The sequence below is a fragment of the Aeromicrobium sp. genome, assembly GCF_036676885.1.
Lineage (GTDB): Bacteria > Actinomycetota > Actinomycetes > Propionibacteriales > Nocardioidaceae > Aeromicrobium.
Genome location: NZ_JAKFCB010000314.1, coordinates 1 through 13994, shown reverse-complemented (window position 1 = coordinate 13994; position 13994 = coordinate 1). Strand labels below are relative to the sequence as shown.

General features: G+C 67.9%; 14 protein-coding genes and 1 pseudogene. 9 read left to right on the top strand and 6 right to left on the bottom strand.

What is annotated here, in order from left to right:
• A pseudogene (locus tag V6M46_RS14625) lies at positions 1 to 341 on the top strand (SAM-dependent methyltransferase); the annotation flags it as partial.
• Positions 342 to 435: 94 nt separating this feature from the next.
• Positions 436 to 1071 carry a hypothetical protein gene (locus tag V6M46_RS14620; RefSeq protein WP_332666429.1) on the top strand — a complete coding sequence of 212 codons (636 nt, stop codon included), beginning with the start codon at positions 436 to 438 and terminating at the stop codon, positions 1069 to 1071.
• A 422-nt stretch (positions 1072 to 1493) separates the two neighbouring features.
• Here the strand turns inward: V6M46_RS14620 and V6M46_RS14615 are convergent, their stop codons facing one another.
• On the bottom strand, positions 1494 to 1874 hold the full coding sequence (locus V6M46_RS14615; protein WP_332666427.1) for a rhodanese-like domain-containing protein: 381 nt from the start codon (positions 1872 to 1874) through the stop codon (positions 1494 to 1496).
• 23 nt (positions 1875 to 1897) lie between these two features.
• Positions 1898 to 3238 (bottom strand): cytochrome P450, encoded by a 1341-nt coding sequence (locus tag V6M46_RS14610; RefSeq protein ID WP_332666425.1) that lies wholly within the window; start codon positions 3236 to 3238, stop codon positions 1898 to 1900.
• Between the two features lie 44 nt (positions 3239 to 3282).
• Here V6M46_RS14610 and V6M46_RS14605 point away from each other — a divergent pair, with 44 nt between their 5' ends.
• Positions 3283 to 3891, top strand: coding sequence for a TetR/AcrR family transcriptional regulator (locus tag V6M46_RS14605; protein ID WP_332666423.1), 609 nt, complete (start codon positions 3283 to 3285; stop codon positions 3889 to 3891).
• A 5-nt stretch (positions 3892 to 3896) separates the two neighbouring features.
• Here V6M46_RS14605 and V6M46_RS14600 read toward each other — a convergent pair whose 3' ends face one another.
• From V6M46_RS14600 to V6M46_RS14590, 3 genes are all read right to left on the bottom strand, one after another.
• Positions 3897 to 5603, bottom strand: a complete 1707-nt coding sequence (locus tag V6M46_RS14600; protein ID WP_332666421.1) for an ATP-binding cassette domain-containing protein — start codon at positions 5601 to 5603, stop codon at positions 3897 to 3899.
• Positions 5604 to 5659: 56 nt separating this feature from the next.
• Positions 5660 to 6484 carry a class I SAM-dependent methyltransferase gene (locus V6M46_RS14595; RefSeq protein ID WP_332666420.1) on the bottom strand — a complete coding sequence of 275 codons (825 nt, stop codon included), beginning with the start codon at positions 6482 to 6484 and terminating at the stop codon, positions 5660 to 5662.
• A gap of 376 nt (positions 6485 to 6860) precedes the next feature.
• Positions 6861 to 7523, bottom strand: a complete 663-nt coding sequence (locus V6M46_RS14590) for an ArsR/SmtB family transcription factor (RefSeq protein WP_332666418.1) — start codon at positions 7521 to 7523, stop codon at positions 6861 to 6863.
• A 109-nt stretch (positions 7524 to 7632) separates the two neighbouring features.
• Between V6M46_RS14590 and V6M46_RS14585 the strand changes: the two genes are divergently transcribed.
• The 3 genes from V6M46_RS14585 (at position 7633) to V6M46_RS14575 (ending at position 11035) form a co-directional block, all read left to right on the top strand.
• On the top strand, positions 7633 to 8403 hold the full coding sequence (locus tag V6M46_RS14585; RefSeq protein WP_332666416.1) for a methyltransferase domain-containing protein: 771 nt from the start codon (positions 7633 to 7635) through the stop codon (positions 8401 to 8403).
• 23 nt (positions 8404 to 8426) lie between these two features.
• Positions 8427 to 10058 carry a LuxR C-terminal-related transcriptional regulator gene (locus V6M46_RS14580; protein WP_332666414.1) on the top strand — a complete coding sequence of 544 codons (1632 nt, stop codon included), beginning with the start codon at positions 8427 to 8429 and terminating at the stop codon, positions 10056 to 10058.
• Between the two features lie 122 nt (positions 10059 to 10180).
• On the top strand, positions 10181 to 11035 hold the full coding sequence (locus V6M46_RS14575; RefSeq protein WP_332666412.1) for a class I SAM-dependent methyltransferase: 855 nt from the start codon (positions 10181 to 10183) through the stop codon (positions 11033 to 11035).
• A 6-nt stretch (positions 11036 to 11041) separates the two neighbouring features.
• Here the strand turns inward: V6M46_RS14575 and V6M46_RS14570 are convergent, their stop codons facing one another.
• Positions 11042 to 11683, bottom strand: a complete 642-nt coding sequence (locus tag V6M46_RS14570) for a class I SAM-dependent methyltransferase (RefSeq protein WP_332666410.1) — start codon at positions 11681 to 11683, stop codon at positions 11042 to 11044.
• 107 nt (positions 11684 to 11790) lie between these two features.
• Between V6M46_RS14570 and V6M46_RS14565 the strand changes: the two genes are divergently transcribed.
• The 3 genes from V6M46_RS14565 to V6M46_RS14555 all read left to right on the top strand — a co-directional run.
• Entirely contained in the window at positions 11791 to 12099 is a 309-nt protein-coding gene (locus V6M46_RS14565; protein ID WP_332666408.1) for a hypothetical protein, read from the top strand.
• A 52-nt stretch (positions 12100 to 12151) separates the two neighbouring features.
• Positions 12152 to 13543 (top strand): MBL fold metallo-hydrolase, encoded by a 1392-nt coding sequence (locus V6M46_RS14560; RefSeq protein ID WP_332666406.1) that lies wholly within the window; start codon positions 12152 to 12154, stop codon positions 13541 to 13543.
• The coding region (locus V6M46_RS14555; RefSeq protein WP_332666404.1) for an MFS transporter at positions 13540 to 13994 on the top strand (455 nt) is incomplete at its 3' end. The genes V6M46_RS14560 and V6M46_RS14555, both read left to right, overlap by 4 nt.

The following is a 13994-nucleotide window of genomic DNA, read 5'->3' as shown; positions in this document are numbered from 1 at the left end:
TCGCCCTCGGCCGGGACCTCCCGACACCCCCGCCGGACGCCCCCGGCCACCCGTTCTCCCTCGCCGACCCCGACCGTGTGCGTTCGATCTTCGGCGCCGCCGGGTACGACGACATCGACCTGGTCCCGGTCGATGAGCCCGTCGACCTGGGCGCCGATGCCGACGACGCCTTCGCCTTCTTCTCCACCAACGGCATGGTGCGGGGTCTGCTGGAGGACCTTGACGACGCCGGGCGGGCGCAGGCACTGGCGAACCTGCGGGCTGTGTTCGAGCAGGGCGAGACCGAGGCGGGTGTCCTCCTGGCGAGCTCGGCCTGGCTGATCAGGGCGACGAAGCGCTAGTCGGGCAAGACGTCGAGGTCCGCGTTCGTCTGGGATGCTGTCGCCACGGCTGCCACAGCACGGCGCGACCCCTTTCACCAGGAGAAGACCCGGCATGCAGATCACCCGAGGAATGCGCTGGGCCGGGTCGGCCGCGCTCGTCGGCGGGCTGACTGCCATCGTGCTGACCCCGCCCTTCGCGACTGCCTACTTCCTCGCGTATCCAGGGGAAGACGTCCTGCCGTTCTGGTTCGACTCCGCCGAGCCTCGACTCGATCCGCTGATCACGTTCGCGTCACGCGAGGACGTCTACGCCACGTACGGAAAGATCTACAACCTCGCGTACGTGTTGTTCATGCCCATGGTTGTGGCCCTGCACCGTGCCCACGCGTCGTCCTCCAGCCGCCTGGAGAAGCGCGGCTTCGTGGTGCTGATGGCCGGCCTGGTCGCGACGACCGTGGGCGTCGCCGGCGACTACTGGGGCGACGGGATCGGCTTCGCCCTCGAGGTGCTGGGCCTACTCGCCGTGGTCGTCGGCGTGACCATATGGGGGCTCGCGCTGCTCCGCTGCCGGGTCGTGCCGCGCGCGTGGGCCTGGTTACTCCTGGTCTGCGGCCCGGGCGCGTTCGTGTCGGCTGGGTTGATAGGCCACATTCCGAGCGGCCCGACGCTCTCCTTCGCGATCGCCTGGCTGGTAGTCGGATGCATGCTGATGCTGAAACCGTCGGATCCGACGATGTGGGCCAGTTGACGGCCGACGCCAGGACCGGCCGGGTTGTGCATGAACGAGGCACAGCCGAGGCGGCCGAAAGCAACAAGGCCCGACCTGGATATCCCAGGTCGGGCCTCGTTCTTTGTAGCGGGGGCAGGATTTGAACCTGCGACCTCTGGGTTATGAGTTATACCTACAGGCGATTCCGGCCCGCGCTCCACGCTCAGCTTTCAGTATACCCGCAGGTCAGAGGCACATTTCGATTCCGCGGACGTCCACCGACGTCCCAGCGCATCCATGCCGACTTTGCCTACAACTGGCCCACACGTCGCTCTCGGGAGGTCCCACTTATGGCGTTGGATCATGGAATGCACTGGAGCACGCGACACCGGCCCGTTGGCCCGACACCGACCAACGCAACCTCGACGCTCTGAGCCGCGTTCAGCACCGCAATCAGTAGGTCATCCAGGCGCTGACCATGTGCGCCAGGCTTGGAATCCGCCGACCAGATCCGTGGCGGACGAGAGCCCCAACTCGTGCAACGTCGCGGCGGCCAGGCTCGAGCTGTACCCCTCGTTGCAGACGATGATCAGCCGCACGTCGGCGCCGGTCGCGATAGGCAGCCGGTGCGGTGAGGTCGGGTCAAGTCGCCATTCGAGGACGTTGCGGTCGACCACGATGGCGCCGGGCAGGTCCCCATCGCACTGGCGCTGCTCGAGTGGTCGGATGTCGATGAGGATCGCCCCGTTGGCGACTTCATCGGCGAGGTCCTCGACCGGCACCCGGCCGAGGTTGCGCCGGGCCTGCGCTAGCAGCTTGTCGATCGCTGAGGGGTCTGTCATGACGCTGCCTCCTCGACGCGATTCTAGGAGGCGCGGGCACTGAGGCGAATGCGGCTGCCGTGGCTGGGGGCGTTGATGATGCCCCGGGGGCGGAGGCGTTCGGGACGGCGTCGGACTGGCTCGATCTCGTACGCGCGGAGCAGCTCGCGGAGGATCTCGACCGACTCCACGAGGGAGAAGGCGGCTCCGATGCATCGTCGGGGTCCGCCGCCGAAGGGGATCCAGGTGTTCGGTGCCGGGTTCGCGGCGAGGAACCGATCGGGACGGAAGTCGCCGGCATCGTCGTGGAGTGCCTCGCTGAGTCCGACGAGGCCGAGGGCGGGTGAGACGACGACACCGGCAGGGAGCCGGTATCCGGCCACGTTGGTGTCTTCGGTGAGGGTGCGGGTGGCCTGGAAGATGACGGGTCGCAGCCGCATGGCCTCCTTGACGACGGCCTCGAGGTACTTGTCACCCTCGTGGCTCGGATTGTCGGCGGCCTGCTGCGCGTGGCTCATGGCTTCGGGGTGATGCGCCAGCTCATGCAGTGCCCAGGACAGGGCGGTGGCGGTGGTTTCGTGGCCGGCGAGGAGGAAGGTGATCAGTTGGTCGCGGAGTTCGGCGTCGCTGAGCATGTCGCCGTCGTCGCTGGGGCGAAGGAGTCGCGAGAGCAGGTCGTCCCGGACCGGGGTCGTCGGGTCCGCGCGGCGTTCCGCGATCTCGGCGTACAGCAGGTCGTCGAGCTCCTGTTGCGCGGCGGCGTGGCCTCGCCACGGCGGCAGCTTCTGCAGTTTTGGGTAGCGCCAGGCGAGCAGCATCACTAAGTCGAGGTTTGCGATCTTGATGACCAGTGGACGGAGCTCGGCCAGCCGCTCGGGTTCGGTCACCCCGAAGACCACGCGCAGGATGATCTCCAAGGTGATGGCCTGCATGCGTCCGATCGCCGCGAACTCTTCGCCGTCGGGCCATCCGGCGATCTCGGCTCGGGCGAGGTCGGCGAACATGGGTCGGTAGCCGTTCAGGGCGCCGGTGGTGAAGGCTGGAGTCAGCAGCTTGCGGGCGCGTGCGTGCTGGCTCTCGTCGAGTAGGAGCAGGGAGTGCTCCCCCATCACGTCGAGCAGACTCGAGTTGCCCTCACCCGCGTGGTAGATGGCGACATTGCCGGCGAAGACCTGCCGGATGTCCTCGGGATTGGCCAGCGCGACCACGGTGACCATCGACCCGTGCGGTCCATACGGCATCCGCACCGAGAACACATCGCCGTGCCGCTTGTGCAACCGACGCATCACGGTGGGCCGGTAGCGCATCAACAAGATCGCCTGCAGCGCGTCCGGCAAGCGAAGGCCCGGAGGCAGGACGGCCTTGGTCGTGGTCAGTTGAGTCACCCTGAAACCGTACATTCGTATTGCACAGATGTATAGTTACGATCGTGAGCCCTCAGACAGCGCGCCGGAACAACCGCCAGAAGCTGCTCGACGGGGCGCTCGAGTCGGTGCGCGACAAGGGCTACGCCCATACCACTGCCCGCGACGTCGCCACCGCGTCCGGAGCGAATCTGGCTTCGATCGGCTACCACTTCGGCGGCATGGATGCTCTGCTCGAAGAGGTGCTGGGGCAGTGTTTCGACACGTGGGCCGCACGAGTCGAGGCGTCGGTCGTAGGCAGCACGGGTGAGGCACCACGCGTCCAGCTCGAGTCCGCACTCAGCGCCGTGATCGACAGCTTCGAGCAGCTCCGTCCCCTGGTCATCGCCTGCGTGGAGGCGTTCCCACCTGCCATCCGTTCGGCGGTGCTGCGAGAGCGGCTGGCCGACGGCTACGCGCGCGGACGGGACGCGGGGAACCAAATGCTGACCCGGGCCTTCTCCGAGCAGGGCATGGAGGTGCCGGCAGCCCTCGCGGCGCTCCCCTCGGTCATCATCGCGCTGTGCGATGGGTTGATGCTGCAGTGGCTAGTGGACCCGGCCAGCACCCCCTCCGCAGCTGAGACCATGGATGCTCTTGCGGCACTCGCTCCGCTCCTGGCTCCCACCGGGTAGCCCTTTCACCGTTGTGATTTGCGGGTGGTGCGGACGAGCACGGCCCAGGTGGCGACGAGGAAGACGACGGCGAAGCCCGCGAGGATCAGCCAGTAGGTGCCGATGGGCTGGGTGCCCGCGTCGCCGTAGGACTCAAGGAGCGGCGGCCCGAGTGGTGATCCGCCGTCGGCGAGGATGTGACGTGCCCCGAGGTCGCTGCCGATGGCCTCGAAGGCCCAGCGGGTCGGGATTACGGTGCTGAGGGCTGCTCCGGTCCCCGGCATGAGGTGTACCGGGAGGATCGCCCCGGAGAACAGCACGGCGGGGAAGCACAGCATCGGTAGAGCCAGGGTGGCCTGGGGCACGTTGCCGACCGAGGCGGAGGTGAGCAGGCCGAGGCCGAGGGCCGCGACCGAGCACAGGGCCAGGCCGACAGCGATCGAGGCGTAGGTGGAGAGCGGGCGACTCGGTAGGCGGTCCAATAGCCGTAGCACGCCCAGCATCCCCACGATGACGAGCAGGACGAACGGCACCAGGACGGTCACCTTCGATGCCACGTAGGCCCCGAGCCGCAGGCCGACGAGGTACTCGCGGCGCAGGATCGCTCGCTCGGTGCAGATCTGCAGCAAGCCATAGGTGAGCCCGAAGAAGAATGCGGCGAAGACGACCCAGAAGCCGACCATCACCATCGAGCTCGGGCTCGGGTCCTCAAAGTCGAACGCGCCCGGCTGGAAGAGGATCGCGAACATGCCGATGACCATTGCCGGAGAACCCACCAGGATCGCGAGCGTCAAGCGGTTGCGCACCAGCGTCTCCAGTGTCCGCCGGGTGAGGACACCCCATTGGGTGAGCCCGCTCGCCACCGGTCGCCTGTTCACCGATGGGTGACGTACGTCGGGCGACGACACAGCCGTGGCCGTCACGGCAGCATGGTGATTGCCGTCTGGATCTGTCAGGTGGCGGTAGAGCTCATGCACTGAGCCGACGCCGTACAGCTCGAGCGCCTCATCCACGGACCCGACGAAGCCGAGTCGTCCACCGCTTGTCACGCACACGACGCGATCGCACGCGGCGAGGTCGTCGACCGAGTGCGTGGTGAACACGACCGTCGCCGACCGGTCGGCGAGTTCGCGCAAGCGGCCGATCAGCTCGGAGCTGGTGATCGGGTCGAGGCCTGACGTTGGCTCATCCAGGAAGAAGACGTGCGGGTCCGTCAGCAGCTCGACCGCGATGCTCGCGCGCTTGCGCTGACCGCCACTCAGCGAGCCCACCCGCACCTCGGCCTGGTCCGTCAGGCCCACGGCGTCGAGTGCGTCACGCACCGCGCGATCAACCTCCGCCGCGGTTGTCGACGATGGGAGCCGCAGACGCGCCGCGTAGCGGAGCGTGCGCTCCAGGGGCAGGTCGGCGTGGATGATGTCGTCCTGGGGCACGTAGCCCAGCACGCTGCGGAATGCGCTCAGGTTTCCGTACACGTCGACGCCGTCGAAGCGCACCGATCCCGAGGTTGCCGGAGCGATGCCCGCCACAGCCTCCAGCAGCGTCGTCTTGCCGGCGCCGCTGGGACCGACGATCGCGACGAGCTCACCAGCAGACATCGAGAGCGACACGGCGTCCAGGAGCGTGAGCTGATTCCGGTTGCGGAGCCGGACCTGCCGGGACAGTTGGTCGACGTCGATGCTGACACCGCGTCGGTGGACTGCGACGTCGTCCTGCTGCAGTTGTTCGGTCACTGGTGCTCCTCGTGTCGGTCGTGCTTCGCGTGGCGGGATTGATCGATGAACCCCTGTCAGAGGGTCACGGAGACCTGCAGGTAGGTGGCCGGGATCGACGTGGTGTCGGGGTCCGGGCTCGAGTTCTGGGCGGTGAACAGCGCCGCGAGCTCGTGCTGCAGATCCTCGGTCCGGCCGTCCGCATCTGCTGCGGCGAAGGCGTTCATGGTCGGTCCGTAGTACTCACGGAAGGTGGCAAGCAGCTCCGTGGGCGCTGCCGGGTACTCGAAGGTGTAGGTCTCGCGGGAGAAGTTGATTCGGTCTGCGGGGACGCCAGCCTGGGCGAACCGCTCGATCACGTTCTCCTCGACGCCCCACGTCATCGGGCTGATGAAGCCCTCCGGCGGCGGCGGTGAGTAGGAGCCGGAGATCTTGAGGATCTGGGCCACCAGGGTCGGGTCGCCCGGGATCCAGTTGCCCATCACGATCTGACCGCCGGGACGGGTCACCCGGACCATCTCCTTGGCGGCATCGAACGGGCGCGGGGCGAACATCGCCCCGAAGATGCTCACGACCAGGTCGAAGGAGTCGTCGGCGAGGTCGTCCAGGTGTGAGGCGTCGCCTTCCTGGAACCGGCAGTTGCTCAGGCCTTCTGCCTCGGCGCGCTGGTTGCCCGCCGCCACCAGGTTGCTGGCGATGTCGACCCCCAGCACTTCCGCACCGAGTCGGGCCGCCGGCAGGGCGGTGGTGCCGTCCCCACAGCCGAGGTCGAGCACGTTCGTTCCTGGTGTGATGCCCAGGCGGGCGACCAGGGCTTCCCCGCTGGCGCGCATCGCTTCGGCGACCTGGGTGAAGTCGCCCTTTTCCCACAGTGCCTTGTTCGGGTTCGCTGTCACTGTCATGGCTTCCTCCTGGATGGACGGTCGGCTGGCCCGGCCGTGGTTCGGGTGTGTCGGGGAGAGATTCACTCCCCTATTCAAGACATTGCTTGATTAACCCGCAGCGCCTTCGCTTTGTCAAGAGAAACCTTGAATAAGGTTTGATTTCAGTCGCTGTGGGGTGGCACTACCCAGTGGAGGCTGACAGATCAGGGGTGGCGTCGGGTCTCGTACATCCGCGCAGCCACCAGCGCGCCCGAGACCGGTCATCAGTGCGCTGTGCGATGGCTCCAGTGGCCGGCGGACCCGGTCGGAACGCAGTCCGCCGCCCAGGTCCTCGACGCACTCGAGGCGATGGCGCCGTTGCCTGAACCCGGCAGCTAGCTTCGCTCAGGTCCGATCAGCCGCCGGAAACGGGGAGGCGTGCTTCGACCCATTCGGGGAACCCGTCCTCGAGCCGGGCCGCGGCTACACCCTTTCGAGTCAGGACCCGGACTGCCTCGTCGGCGTAGACGCAGTAGGGGCCGCGGCAGTAGGCGACCACGTCGGCGCCGTCCGGGATGTCGCCGAGGCGTGACTTCAGGTCGGTGATCGGGATGGACACCGCGCCGCGGATGTGGCCGGCGGCGAACTCGGTCTCGGGGCGCACGTCGAGCACGACCACGTCGCCGGCGCGCAGTCGCGCCCGCAGGTCGTCTCGGGTCATGGTGCGGAGCTTGCTGCGATCCCCGAGGTAGTCCGCCGCGAGTTGCTCGAGGCCCGCGACGTGCTCTTGAGCGGCACGTCGCATGGTGCGCCACAGGTCACCGACCACGGGGCTAGACAGCGAGTAGTAGATCCGGGTGCCTTCGCGACGGGACTCGACCAGGCCGGAGCGCAGCAGACGCTGCAGGTGCTGGGAGGTGTTGGCCACGGTCTGGTCGATCTCCGCGGCCAGGTCCTCCACCGATCGCTCACCTTGGGCGAGCACATCGACCAGTTCCGCGCGGCGCCCGTTGGCCAGCGCCTTGGCCGACTCGGCGAGCGCGTCGTACAGCGCCGCCTTTGCTCCGTGATCCGCCACGTCGTCACCTCCAAGCCCTCAATATATTCAAGATTTCCCTTGACAATACCCTAAGGGCAGGAGTCTTATTCAAGAGAACCATTGAATTTGACATCGGAAGGTATCGACCATGACTGCGACCGTGAACACCGAAGAGCTCGAGGCCAAGGTCAAGGACATGTACCGGCACGTGGCCCAGCAGCCGCAGGACCGGTTCCACTTCGAGCTCGGCGCACCGGTCGCACTGCGCGCCGGGTACGACGCCGACCGGCTCGCCGACGTGCCTCCGGGCGCGGTCGAGTCCTTCGCCGGGGTGGGCTACTTCTTCGACCTGGCCGACCTCCAGCCGGGCGAGTCCGTGGTTGACCTCGGCAGCGGGTCCGGGATGGACGCCTTCTACGCCGCCGGTCTCGTCGGACCTTCCGGCCACGTCTACGGAGTCGACTTCACCCAGGAACAACTCGACAAGGCCCGCCGGATCGCCGACGACGCAGGGCTCGCACACGTGGAGTTCCGTGAAGGCCGTATCGAGGCACTCCCGCTTGATGATGCGAGCGTCGACTGCGTGATCTCCAACGGCGTGATCAACCTGTGCCCGGACAAGAAGGCCGTGTTCGCCGAAGCAGCCCGCGTCCTCAAGCCCGGCGGACGCCTGGCGATCGCCGACATCATCAGCGAGCAGCAGCTGAAGGACGCGATCGTGTGCGATGCCGACCTGTGGGCCTCCTGCATCGGGGGCGCCGCGCAGCAGGAGATCTACCTCCAGGCCATCGAGTCGGCCGGCTTCACCATCGCCCAGCACCGCGTCAACACGTACGAGTTCATCTCCGACCAGGCCCGCAACGCCAGCGCCAAGTACGGCGTCAAGAGCATCTCCCTGCTCGCCACCACGACAGGCTGACCCAGACAGACCACACTGGACTTGTGACGAGCGACCAACTCGAGCGGGCGCGAGCGTCCTTCGCAGGGCGCTCTTGGGGTGATGCGCGCAGGGGGTTTGCGGCGGCGGATGCCTCGCTTGCCCTCGATCTGGAGGACCTGGAGAAGCTTGCTGTCGCCGCGTACCTGTCGGGCGATGACGAGGGAGCCACGCGCGCGTGGACGCGCGCCCACCGGGAGGCCGACCAGCGGGGGGATCCGCTGCGTGCGGCACGGACCGCCGTTGCGATCGGGTCGTGCCTGCTGTTCCGTGGCGAGGCTGCACCGGCGCTGGGATGGTTCGCGCGCGGCGCGCGCGTGCTCGAGGGCTGCGGCGAATGCGCCGAACGCGCTTGGCTGCTCACGTGGAATGCCTTTGTGCAGATGTGGGGCGGGGACCCGGAGGGCGCTCGGGTCACGTTCACCGAAAGCGTCGCGGTCGGCGAGCGTTTCGACGACTTCGACCTCGTCGCAATGTCACGCCTCGGCCAGGGCATGTGCCTGCTCTTGCAAGGCCAAGGCCCCCCTGGCATGGCCCTGCTGGACGAGGTCATGGTCGGCGTCACCTCTGACGAGGTGTCCCCGATGTACGCCGGAATCATCTACTGCACGGTGATCGCCGGCTGCTCGGACCTCTTCGACCTGCAGCGAGCCAGGCAATGGACGGCAGCTCTGACCCGCTGGTGCGACTCCCAACCCGACCTCGTCCCCTACCGGGGAAACTGCCTTGTCCATCGGTGTGCGCTCATGGAGTTGGAAGGAGCCTGGACCGAAGCGAAAGCGGCTGCGCAGCAGGCGTGCGATCACCTGTCCGGCCCGGTCACCTGGGACACGCTCGGATCGGCCTACTATCAGCTCGGCGAGCTGCAGCGGCTGCGCGGCGAGTACGTCGAAGCCGAGGAGTCCTATCGCAAAGCCAACGAGTCCGGCCGTCGACCCGAACCCGGCTTGGCGCTTCTCCGGCTGGCGCAAGGACGCATCGACGTTGCGAGTGGAGTCCTGCGCCGCGCACTGCACGAGACCACGGAGTCCACTGCCCGGTGCCGCATACTGCCCGCGTACGTGGAGACCATGATCGCCGTCGGGGATGTGGCATCAGCCCGCGCCGGCGCCGACGAGCTCGGCCAGATCGCGGAGCTGCTGGACGCGCCGTACCTGCGCGCGGTGGCCGCCACGGCCGACGGCGCCGTCCTGCTGGCGGACGGCGAGGCGGCCTCGGCCCTGCCGATCCTCCGCGTTGCTGGATCGGCGTGGCGCCAGCTGGACGCCCCGTATGAGACCGCGCGCGTCCAGGTCCTGATCGGTCTCGCGTGCGGTGCGGTCGACGACGCGGAGACCTCCGCGTTGGAGCTCGACGGAGCAAGGAAGGTCTTTGAGCGTCTGGGCGCTACACCGGACCTCGAGCGGCTTGATGCACTCCAGCAACGGCCGTACGGTCACAGCCCCGGTGGGTTGACTGAGCGCGAGGTGGAGGTGCTACGCCTGCTCGCATCCGGGAAGACCAACCGGGCAATCGCGAGCCAGCTCGGCCTGTCCGAGAAGACGGTCGCCCGCCACGTCAGCAACACCTTCGCCAAGCTCGGTGTGCCTTCCCGTGCGGCGGCCACCGCGTACGCGTACGAGAACGGCCTCATCTGAGCCCGACTAGACAGAACTACCCATGCCCTCAGGCGGCGTCCTGGATCGTTTGACCGAAGCCGTCTGGTCCTGACCGGCCTAGCGTTCGACTCCATCGGAACGTCGCACGATAGGAGCAGGACATGACAGATCTGCAGCAGGAGACAGGGCAGCCGAGCGAGCACACAGCACCCGTCGAGGCGTGGGACTCGATCGCGGCTCTATACGACGAGCACGTCGCACCAGGTGAGTCGGAGCTGGCAACGGCGGGACTCAGGTTGGCGGGACTGCAGGCAGGCGACACGTTCCTCGACGTCGCCGCCGGCACCGGCGGCCTGAGCCTTCCCGCCGCACGGATCGGCGCGAAGGTTCTGGCGACTGACTGGTCCCCGAAGATGATCGAGCACTTCAACGCACGCGCATCGGCCGAAGCGCTCGACGCCGAGGCTCGCGTGATGGACTGCCACGCCCTCGACATCCCCGACAACAGCTACGACGTGACCGGCTCGCAGTTCGGCGTCATGCTCGTTCCTGACCAAGCCCAAGCGCTGCGCGAGATGGTCCGCGTGACGAAGCCCGGCGGACGCGTGCTCCTCATCGCCTACGGGGACCCCAGCGAGTTCGAGGCGCTGCACGTCTTCATCAGTGCGGTGCAGGCGGTAGTCCCCGAGTTCGAAGGACCGGCAGAGGACGAACCGATGCTCGAGTTCCAGGTCGCCGACCCCGATGTCTTGCGGCAGCGGCTGATCGACGCAGGCCTGAGGGACGTCACCATCGACACGACCAACCAGGAACGGGTCGCCGTCCGTACCGGACAGCAGTTGTGGGACTGGACCCTTGGCGGCAACCCGATCCCCAGCATGCTCGTCGCCGACCTCACCGACCGGCAACGCGAGGACATCATCCAAGTGCTCGACGGCATGATCCGCGAGCGCTCCGGAGGCAACGGCGCCGCGGTCTTGACAGCGCCCCTGAACATCGGGGTCGGCACGAAGTAGAGCTGGCTAACGTTCGAACCCGACCACGCGCCAGCTGAACCCGCGCCACCGGTAGGTGTCGCGCAATCCCGAGCCGACTGCGACGTTCCGCATCCCTTCGGGTGGATGCAAGAACTCTCGGAAGCTGTCGCCCTTGAGTCGGCGCACGGTGTTTTCCAACCACAGCACTGCTCTGGTTGCCAGGTTGCGGGGGGGGTGACTGAACACCAGCAGCCGACCGGTCTTACTGGCCGCGGCGCCAAGCAGCCGCTCATAGTCCGGGTAGCAGCAAACGACCCGGTGCAGCACGACCACATCGGCCCGCTCCACCTCGTCGGGCACCTGAGCGATGTCGAGGAACCGGCGCTCCACGCGCGCCGCCATACCGGTGAGCTCCAGCAGCTGCGCGGCCTCGACCTCGTAGTTCGAGGAGATCTCCAGGTTGGTCGCCGCGGCTGCCCCGCGTCGGAGCAGCTCAACGTGGAGCTCCCCCACACCTCCCCCGATCTCGAGGATGCTCGCACCGTCGATGCCACGATCGGTGAGGAAGGCAACGATCGCGCGTGCGGGCCGGCTCAACCCACGCCGGCGATACCTGCGTGCCATCCGCCGCGCGAACCGGTCGCTGAACGTCTCGTCGTAACCCTCGGGTTCGCAACATTCACCCACGCCCTGAGTATGCGACTCGACAGGAGGCATATTCAAGAGTTTTCTTGACAACTACCGCCACGCGGAGACAGTACTCAGTGATTCTCTTGCGACCACCCTCGTCGGCGATGACCGCCGCAACCGCGAGCCGCGATCGATGCCGGGACGGTCCGGCTGGTCAACGGGGATGCCGGGTCCGTGCCGGCACCGGACGCGCGTCCCAACAGGCCGCCCTCGCCTTGCACACGGTCTACTTCTGGCTCGATCTCGACGCAGGATTGCGGGACGCCCAGCTGATCCCCACCCTCACCACCGAGGCCGTCATCGCCTGGCTCGACGCCGGCCAGCCCGACCCCGACCAGGCGGCGGCACGGATCCGGGCCGCGGTCCACGGCGTCATCGGCGCGGCCGGCGCGGCCATGCCCACTCCCGAATAGGAGTCGGGAGGTCGCGATTCCATTATTCTGTGGAATGTCGTAGTGTTTGGGCGTGGACGATTCCAACAATGCGACCGGAGATACGGTGGCTGCCCTCGAGGTGATCTCTTTGGTCGACGAGGGGCTCGGCAACTCGGCGTACCTGCTCGACGTCGGCGATGGCCGGGCGCTGGCGGTAGATGCCAGCCTCGATCTGCGGGCGCTGCGTGCGGCGGCGGATCGACGAGGTCTGCGTGTCGCCTACGCCGCGGACACCCACCTGCACGCCGACTTCCTCAGCGGCGCGCTCCGGCTCGCGGCCGAGGACGGCGCGACCGTCCTGGCTGCGAGAGCCGGAAGCCGGGAGTTCCCGCACCGCGGGCTGGTCGACGGCGATGAGATTGACCTCGCCGGCCTGACGCTCCGGGCGCTGGCGACCCCGGGGCACACCCATGAGCACCTCGCGTTCGAGGTGGTCGACGGGTCGCGGGTGCTCGGCGTGTTCACCGGCGGGTCGCTCCTGGTCGGGTCCGCGGCCCGCACCGACTTGGTCTCCCCGGATCGGACGGATGAGTTGGCTCGCGCGCAGTACCGGTCGCTGCAGCGGTTGGCGGAGCTCGAGGACGAGGTCGCGGTGTGGCCCACCCACGGGGCGGGCTCGTTCTGCTCCGCGCCGCCCGGGACGGAGCGCACGTCCACGATCGGCGCCGAACGCGCCACCAACTCCCTGCTCGGCGCCGAGAACGAGGACGCGTTTGTGAGCCAGTTACTGGCGTCGTTGGGCAGCTTCCCGCCGTACTTCCTGCGGCTCGGGGAGATCAACCGCCGCGGACCCGCGCCCGTCTCCGGGGACACCCTGCGACCGCTGTCGGCCGGCGATGTGGCCCGGCTGGCCACCGAGGGCGCTCAGCTGGTCGACGTGCGTCCGGTGCTCGACTTCGCCCAGGCCCATGTTCCGGGATCGGTGTCGATCCCGCTGCGGCCGGTGTTCGCGACCTGGTTGGGCTGGCTGGTCGAGGACGACCGGCCGATCGTGATCGTGCGCAACACCGACCAGGACCCCGCCGAGATCCTTTGGCAGGCACGCAAGGTCGGCTACGACCAGATCGTCGGCGAACTCGCCGGCGGCCTGGCCTCGTGGACCGACGCGGCGATGCCGACCAGGTCGATCCCGCTCGTCTCGGCGGAGAGCCTCGAGGACGCCGCGGTGCTCGACATCCGCCAGGAAAGCGAGTTCACCGCCGGGCATGTCCCGGGCGCCGCCCACGTCGAGCTCGGCGACCTCGCCACCAGTACCGCTGCAGTGCCATCGCGGCCAACGGTCGTCATGTGCGGCCACGGCGAACGTGCGATGGGAGCCGCCAGCCTTCTCGCACGCGCCGGCCACCGCGAGGTCGCGGTCCTCGACGGCGGACCGACGGACTGGGCAGAGGCAACCGGGCGGACGTTGGAGCGCGACGCATGAGCCGGACCCGCCCGGTGACCTTGGGGCTCCGGGCGAACGCCGCCCAGTTCACGCTCCTGGTCGCCATCAACGCCCTGGTCGGCGGCATGGTCGGCCAGCAACAGACCGTCCTGCCGCTTCTCGCCGAGGACGAGTTCGGCCTGACCGGCTACACCTTCATCTTCACCTACGTGGTCGCCTTCGGCATCAGCAAGGCAGCCGCCAACTACTTTGCCGGCACCTGGTCGGATCGCTACGGCCGCAAGCCTGTGTTGATCGTCGGCTGGCTGTTCGCGGTTCCCGTGCCGTTGATGCTGATCTGGGCGCCCAGCTGGGGCTGGGTGGTGGCGGCGAATGTGCTGCTCGGGATCAACCAGGGTCTGACCTGGTCCACGACCGTGATCATGAAGATCGACCTGGTCGGCCCGAGGCAACGAGGCCTGGCGATGGGACTCAACGAGGCCGCCGGGTA

Excerpts from the sequence above, each read along its gene's own strand:
- V6M46_RS14565 (WP_332666408.1), top strand. The coding sequence starts at position 11,791 with ATGACCGCCGCAACCGCGAGCCGCGATCGATGCCGGGACGGTCCGGCT.
- V6M46_RS14585 (WP_332666416.1), top strand. The coding sequence starts at position 7,633 with ATGACTGCGACCGTGAACACCGAAGAGCTCGAGGCCAAGGTCAAGGAC.
- V6M46_RS14575 (WP_332666412.1), top strand. The coding sequence starts at position 10,181 with ATGACAGATCTGCAGCAGGAGACAGGGCAGCCGAGCGAGCACACAGCA.
- V6M46_RS14620 (WP_332666429.1), top strand. The coding sequence starts at position 436 with ATGCAGATCACCCGAGGAATGCGCTGGGCCGGGTCGGCCGCGCTCGTC.
- V6M46_RS14615 (WP_332666427.1), bottom strand. The coding sequence starts at position 1,874 with ATGACAGACCCCTCAGCGATCGACAAGCTGCTAGCGCAGGCCCGGCGC.
- V6M46_RS14595 (WP_332666420.1), bottom strand. The coding sequence starts at position 6,484 with ATGACAGTGACAGCGAACCCGAACAAGGCACTGTGGGAAAAGGGCGAC.